This window comes from Stenotrophomonas sp. GD03794 (genome assembly GCF_029842145.1).
Lineage (GTDB): Bacteria > Pseudomonadota > Gammaproteobacteria > Xanthomonadales > Xanthomonadaceae > Stenotrophomonas > Stenotrophomonas riyadhensis.
In genome coordinates this window covers 1-5948 of record NZ_JAOCFV010000099.1, presented here as the reverse complement: position 1 = coordinate 5948, position 5948 = coordinate 1, and the positions used below count along the sequence as shown (strand labels likewise).

Here is a 5948-nt window from a genome sequence, read left to right as displayed (position 1 = left end):
AACGGTCCTGCAACCCCACCCCACCCCGCCGCTGACAGGTTCCTGCTGCTGTTGGTAGGTGTCGACCTTGGTCGACACGCTGGATACGGAAAAACGATCTGCCCATGAAAAAAGCCCGCCGGAATCCGGCGGGCTTTCTCGATTGTCGGGGTCAGATCCTTTTCCCGCAGGGAAAGGGCTCTGACCCCAAGGCCGCTGGCATCAGGTCCAGCCGAACAGGGCGAACAACTTGAGGATCAGGTACGCGCAGCCGCCGGCGGCCGGGATGGTCAGGATCCAGGCCCAGACGATGCGTTCGATCACGCCGAACTTCAGCGAGCGCGGGTTCTTGGCGAAGCCGACGCCCATGATCGCGGTGGAGATGCTGTGCGTGGTCGAGACCGGCATGCCGAAGTGGGCGGCCAGGGTCAGAATGGTGGCCGAGCTGGTCTCCGCGGCGAAGCCGTGGATCGGATGCAGCTTGACCATCTTGTGACCCAGGGTCTTGATGATCTTCCAGCCGCCCGAGGCAGTACCGGCCGCCATCACCACCGCACAGGTCAGCACGATCCACATCGCGATGCCGTCACCGGCGCTGGCGTCCGGGTGCATGAAGGCCAGCCACGACGGCAGGTTGTCCAGCGCGCCGGTGGCTTCAGCGCCGATCAGGGTCATGGCGATGATGCCCATGGTCTTCTGCGCGTCGTTGTGGCCGTGGGCGAAGCCCATGTAGGCCGCCGAGGCGATCTGCGCCTTGCCGAAGAAGGCGTTGACGATGCGCGGGCGGGCCAGACGACCGATGGCACCGCCGATCTTGGCCAGCCCGGCGATCAGGCCCCACAGCAGCACCATCACCACGATGCCGAGCAGGAAACCGGCGATCGGCGAGGTGATCATCGGCACGAACACCTTCCACAGCAGGCCCTTGTTCTGCGCCCAGCTGCCCAGGCGCTCGGACCAGATCAGCGCGTCCCAGTTGTTGTGGGCAGCGGCCAGGCCGGCGCCGCAGAGGCCACCGATCAGGGCGTGCGAGGACGAGGAAGGCAGCCCCTTCCACCAGGTGATCAGGTTCCAGATGATGCCGCCAAGCAGGGCGCACAGGATCACCTGCGGGGTGACGTCGACCACGTTGGTGTTGAGCAGGCCCGAAGCGATGGTCAGCGCCACCGCGGTACCGGTCAGTGCACCGATGAGGTTCATGAAGGCGGCCAGCATCACCGCCCAGCCGGGCGAGAGCACCTTGGTCGCCACCACGGTGGCAATGGAGTTGGCGGTGTCGTGGAAGCCGTTGATGAACTCGAAGACGAGCGCGGCCAGGATCACCACCAGGACAAGGGTCAACATGCGGCGGCGTCCGTCAGCTGTTCTTCAACACGATCTGGTACGCCACCACGCCGGCCTCGCGGCAGCGGTCGATGGCCTTTTCCAGGATCTCGAAGAATTCCTTCAGCAGGAACATCTGCAGGTTGTCCAGGCGGCCCGAGTAGATGTCGCGGTACAGCTCGAGCATCAGGCGGTCGGCCTCGTTCTCCAGCGAACGCAGCTTCTCGTTGAGAGCGGTCATCCGGTCCAGGTTCATGTGGCGCAGGTCGGCCACCATCTCCACCACCACGCCGGCAGCCTGTTCCAGCATCGCCGCGCGCGGCGCGAAGTCGATGTGCTCCAGGTGGGTCGTGGCCAGCGAATAGCGATCGGCGAACTTCTCGATCTGCTTCGGAATCTTGTACAGCGCCGAGCCCAGCGCTTCGATGTCTTCGCGCTCGATCGGGGTCATGAAGCTGTCCACCAGCGCCTGGCTGATCTTGTCCGAGGCCGCGCGTTCGCGCAGGCGGGCCAGCTTGAACGCGTCCAGCGCGGGCTGGCGGTCGGCCTCGCGCAGCATGGAATGCAGCGCCTTGGCGGCGTCGGAAGCCGCGACGGCAGCCTCATCGAGCAGGGTGTAGAACTGTTTGCCGGAACCGAAAATGGTCTGCAGAGAGAACATTGAGAAACCTGTCAGCCGTCGCGGGAAGGACGGCACCAGACGGAATTATGACGGCTAGATGACCATCACGGGTATCCCTGCCCCCTTCCGGGGCTCTGGAAGCCCCAACCTGAACAGGCGGTTGCCACCCTGCCACGCCCCTTTGCTAAGATGCCAGCGCGCCTTCGGGCGCACCTTATGGACGACGACCCTTACCCCCCTGCGCCGCGCCGGACCCTGTTCCTGAGCGCCAGCCGCCATCGCAAGCACCCGCCCTCCCTGCCACCAACCGGGGACGACGCCCGTGTTTGAAATGATCCTGATTGTCTTCGCGCTCGTTCTGCTGAACGGCTTCTTCGCCATGTCCGAGATGTCGGTCATGACCTCGCGCAAGAGCCGCCTGAAGCAGATGGCCGCCACCTCCAAGCGTGCCGCCAAGGCGCTGGAGCTGTCGGAGAAGCCGGAGAGCTTCCTGTCCACTGTGCAGATCGGCATCACCGTGATCGGCGTGCTGACCGGCTACCTCGGCGGTGAAGCACTGGGTGAAGCCTTCGCCGGCTGGATCCAGGGCCTGATGCCGGGCTTTGCCTACGCCGGCAACGTCGGTACCACGCTGGCGGTCAGCCTGATCACCTTCATCACGCTGATCTTCGGCGAACTGGTGCCCAAGCGCCTGGCACTGACCCGCTCGGAGGCCATTGCCGGCCTGGTGGCGATGCCGATGAGCTGGCTGGCCAAGCTGGCCCTGCCCTTCGTCTGGCTGCTGTCCAAGACCACCCAGCTGGTACTGCGCCTGTTCGGCCTGGGCAAGGATGAAGTCGCCTCGGTGACTGAAGAAGAGATCCGCATGCTGGTGGCCGAGAGCCACGAGGCCGGTGTGATCGACGCCCACGAGCGCGACATGATGAACCGCGTGATGCGCCTGGGCGACCGCACCGCCGACAGCCTGATGACCCCGCGCAACCGCATCGCCTGGCTGGATACCCAGGCTGGGCTGGAGCGCAACCTGGAAATCATGGCCGAGCACGAGTTCTCGCGCTACCCGGTGCTGCGCGACAACGACATGGACGTGGTCGGCGTGCTGGAACTGAAATCGTTGGCCACACGCATGGCGCGCGGTGACAACGCGCTGTTCCAGACCCTGCGCGAGCCGCTGTACGTGTCTGAATCCACCCACGCGATGAAGCTGCTGGAGATCTTCCGCGAGGAACAGCAGTCGATGGCGCTGGTGGTGGACGAGTACGGCGAAATCCAGGGTCTGGTGACCATCAGCGACCTGATGGGCGCGGTGGTCGGCCGCCTGCAGGCGGTGGAGAACGCCGACGAAGATGCGCTGGTGGTGACCCGCGAAGACGGTTCGCTGCTGGTGGACGGCTCGCTGCCGATCGAGGACCTGCGCGAGCTGATCGGCAGCAACGATCTGCCCGATGCCGAGGATGGCGATTACTACACGCTGGCCGGCATGTGCATCCACTACTTCGGCCGCATCCCGCACGCGGGCGAGTACTTTGACTGGGCCGGCTGGCGCTTCGAGGTGGTCGACCTGGATGGTGCGCGGGTGGACAAGCTGCTGCTGCGCACGCTGTCCGACGAGCAGGCCGATGAGCTCACCGCCTGAGGCCGGCCAGGGTCCGGGCGTTGAGCGCCCGGCCTACCGTAACGAGGGCATCCGCACCCTGCTGGAGATGTTCGCCTCCGGCGACCCGGCCGAGCACATGCCGCTCGGCCAGATCCTGTGCAACCTGCAGCAGAGCGCGTTCGGCGTGTTCCTGTTCGTGGCGATCCTGCCGTCGTTCATCCCGATCCCGGGCATGGGCGGCGCGGTCAGCGGCCCGCTGGTGATCCTGATCGGCCTGCAGATGCTGTTCTGCCTGCGTCGGCCGTGGCTGCCCGGCTTCATCGCCCGCCGCGGGCCCAAGCGCGGCACCATGCACCGCTTCCTGGACCGCATCGACCGCCCGCTGCGGCGGTTGGACAAGATGCTGAAACCGCGCCTGCCGCAGCTGCTGACACCACTGCCGGCGCATGCCTTGAGCGGCCTGCTGCTGGTGTTGCTGGGCCTGCTGCTGTCGTTGCCGATTCCGTTCACCAACTTCCTGTTCGGCTTCCAGCTGCTGCTGTTCTCGCTGGCGCTGCTGGAACGCGATGGCGCACTGATGCTGTTCAACTGGATCGCGGCGCTGGCGGCGATCGCCTTCTTCGGTTTCAGTTCGGGGCAGCTGGTGGGCTATACGGTGGAGCTGTTCCAGCGCTGGTTCTGAGCCGGAATCCGGTAGAGCCGGCCGCTGGCCGGCTGCCACGTTTCCAGGTTTGCCGGCCAGCGGCCGGCACTACCAATACCGGGCATCGGCCATCATCGAAGGTCGATGAAGCCGTTGTCGGCCAAAGGCGCGGGCTCGTCCTGCACCGCCGACAGCACGAAACTGAGTGCCGTGCCCAGCAGCGTGCCCGGACCATCCCAGTACTCGGCCGAGTCGGCGCGCACCTGGATCAGGCGCAGGTTCGGGTCGTCCTTGCCACCCGGGAAGAACAGCTTCATCGCTGGCGACCACAGCTCCTCGATCTTCGCGCGATCATCAACCACGCGCGCGCGCCCGGCCACCGATACATAGGTGTTCTTCGAGGGTGAGGCATAGGCCACGTTGACGCGGGGGTCGAGCGCAATCTCGGCCACCTTCGGGCTGTCGGCAGTGATGACGAACCACAGATCACCGTCGAAGGTGACCTGCTGGGTGGCCAGCGGCCGGCTGTAGAGTCGCCCGTCAACGCCGGTGGTGGTGAACATCGCCACCTCCACGTCCTTGATCAGCTCTGCCAGTTGGGCAATGTGTTCGGCGCGGGTGTCGGCCATGTGGGGGCTCCTTCGATATGAGCCCCCATCAGACGCGGTTCGGCCGCAATGGGCCGTGACGCAATTGTTCAGCCCGCGTGGCGGGCGTGCCAGGCCTGCATCGCCAGTTCGAACGAGCGCAGGCGCGCGCGGTGGTCATACAGGTTGGCGGTGAGCATCAGTTCGTCCGGCTTGTGGCGCTCGACGAACGCGGCGATGCCTTCCGCCACCTGCTGCGGATCCCCCAGCACGGTGCAGGCCAGTGCCCGCTCCACGCCCAGCTTTTCATGCGGCTCCCAGAAGGACTCGATGTCGTCGATGGGTGCCGGAATCTTGCCTGGCCGACCGCGACGCAGGTTCACGAAACTCTGCTGCTGGCTGGTGAACAGGCGCCGAGATTCGGCCTCGCTGTCGCTGGCGACGACGTTCAACGCCAGCATCGCGTGCGGCTGCTTCAGCGTGGCCGAGGGGCGGAATTCGCGGCGGTACACCGCCAGCGCTTCGTCCATCACGTCCGGTGCGAAGTGCGAGGCGAACGCGTACGGCAGGCCCATCGAGGCAGCCATGCGCGCACCGAACAGGCTGGAACCGAGGATCCATGTCGGCACCCGCAGGCCACCACCCGGAACCGCCTGCACGGCCTGCCCGGGCTGTACCGGCTCGAAGTAATGCAGCAGCTCGCGCACGTCCTGCGGGAACTGGTCGGCACTGTCGAAATAGCGGCGCAGTGCACGCGCGGTCGGCTGATCGGTGCCCGGCGCACGGCCCAGGCCGAGGTCGATGCGGTCCGGATACAGCGAGGCGAGCGTGCCGAACTGCTCGGCCACCTGCAGCGGCGCATGGTCGGGCAGCATGATGCCGCCGGCACCGACGCGGATGCGCTTTGTGCCACCTGCCACGTGACCGATCAGCACGGCGGTGGCCGCACTGGCGATGCCGGGCATGTTGTGGTGTTCGGCCAGCCAGTAGCGGCGGTACCCCAGCGCATCGGCGTGCTGGGCCAGTTCCAGCATGTTGGCGAAGGCAGCGGTGGTGTCGCTGCCCTCGCAGACCGGGGCCAGGTCAAGAATCGACAAAGGGATCATCAGGCGGTTTTCCGTCACAGGATCCCCCATGCATGGGGTCGGCCAGGCGCGGCGGCCAGTGACGGTGGCGGGATGCTGATTCCCGTGGGAC

At 66.1% G+C, this 5948-nt stretch carries 6 protein-coding genes; 2 read left to right on the top strand and 4 right to left on the bottom strand.

Features of this window, described 5'->3' with window-relative positions; all coding sequences use genetic code 11:
- Window positions 1–201: 201 nt before the first annotated feature.
- Window positions 202–1323, bottom strand: coding sequence for an inorganic phosphate transporter (locus tag N5D91_RS24150; protein WP_180855640.1), 1122 nt, complete (start codon window positions 1321–1323; stop codon window positions 202–204).
- Between the two features lie 13 nt (window positions 1324–1336).
- A complete protein-coding gene (locus N5D91_RS24145) occupies window positions 1337–1963 on the bottom strand; it encodes a DUF47 family protein (protein ID WP_004152833.1) in 627 nt (208 codons plus the stop codon).
- 292 nt (window positions 1964–2255) lie between these two features.
- Between N5D91_RS24145 and N5D91_RS24140 the strand changes: the two genes are divergently transcribed.
- Both N5D91_RS24140 and N5D91_RS24135 read left to right on the top strand, forming a co-directional pair.
- Window positions 2256–3560 (top strand): hemolysin family protein, encoded by a 1305-nt coding sequence (locus tag N5D91_RS24140; protein WP_049462710.1) that lies wholly within the window; start codon window positions 2256–2258, stop codon window positions 3558–3560.
- Window positions 3544–4203: an exopolysaccharide biosynthesis protein gene (locus tag N5D91_RS24135; RefSeq protein WP_164162936.1), complete on the top strand. Its 660-nt coding sequence runs from the start codon at window positions 3544–3546 to the stop codon at window positions 4201–4203. The genes N5D91_RS24140 and N5D91_RS24135 overlap by 17 nt, the downstream gene beginning before the upstream one ends.
- A 92-nt stretch (window positions 4204–4295) precedes the next feature.
- On the opposite strand, the gene N5D91_RS24130 is transcribed toward N5D91_RS24135, so the two are convergent.
- Together N5D91_RS24130 and N5D91_RS24125 are read right to left on the bottom strand one after the other, a co-directional pair.
- A complete protein-coding gene (locus tag N5D91_RS24130) occupies window positions 4296–4793 on the bottom strand; it encodes a pyridoxamine 5'-phosphate oxidase family protein (protein ID WP_110711832.1) in 498 nt (165 codons plus the stop codon).
- 68 nt (window positions 4794–4861) lie between these two features.
- Window positions 4862–5857 carry an LLM class flavin-dependent oxidoreductase gene (locus tag N5D91_RS24125; protein ID WP_279907779.1) on the bottom strand — a complete coding sequence of 332 codons (996 nt, stop codon included), beginning with the start codon at window positions 5855–5857 and terminating at the stop codon, window positions 4862–4864.
- Between the last annotated feature and the right edge of the window lie 91 nt (window positions 5858–5948).

Excerpts from the sequence above, each read along its gene's own strand:
- N5D91_RS24150 (WP_180855640.1), bottom strand. The coding sequence starts at position 1,323 with ATGTTGACCCTTGTCCTGGTGGTGATCCTGGCCGCGCTCGTCTTCGAG.
- N5D91_RS24145 (WP_004152833.1), bottom strand. The coding sequence starts at position 1,963 with ATGTTCTCTCTGCAGACCATTTTCGGTTCCGGCAAACAGTTCTACACC.
- N5D91_RS24140 (WP_049462710.1), top strand. The coding sequence starts at position 2,256 with ATGATCCTGATTGTCTTCGCGCTCGTTCTGCTGAACGGCTTCTTCGCC.
- N5D91_RS24135 (WP_164162936.1), top strand. The coding sequence starts at position 3,544 with ATGAGCTCACCGCCTGAGGCCGGCCAGGGTCCGGGCGTTGAGCGCCCG.
- N5D91_RS24130 (WP_110711832.1), bottom strand. The coding sequence starts at position 4,793 with ATGGCCGACACCCGCGCCGAACACATTGCCCAACTGGCAGAGCTGATC.
- N5D91_RS24125 (WP_279907779.1), bottom strand. The coding sequence starts at position 5,857 with ATGATCCCTTTGTCGATTCTTGACCTGGCCCCGGTCTGCGAGGGCAGC.